1 protein-coding gene is annotated in these 221 nt (G+C 43.9%); it reads left to right on the forward strand.

Annotated elements, in window-relative coordinates:
• Positions 1–221, forward strand: a 221-nt coding sequence (locus SMIDD26_RS11065; protein WP_246747049.1) for a Rib/alpha-like domain-containing protein, incomplete at both ends; no start/stop codon positions are given.

Genomic DNA, 221 nt, shown 5'->3' on the forward strand with positions numbered 1-221 from the left:
AACAAAAAGACGAATACAATCCAGGTGCGAAGACTCCAAACCAAGAAGTCAGCCATAACGCAGTTCCAGATGCGGAAACAAGTGTAGATACATCAGGATTACCAGCAGGAACAAGATATAGTTGGAAAGCTGATGCAACACCAGACACAGCAACACCAGGAAACAAACCAGGAACAGTTATCGTAACGTATCCAGATGGAACAACAGATGAAGTTCCGGTT

Source organism: Streptococcus mitis (assembly GCF_001579035.1).
Taxonomy (GTDB): Bacteria; Bacillota; Bacilli; order Lactobacillales; family Streptococcaceae; genus Streptococcus; species Streptococcus mitis_J.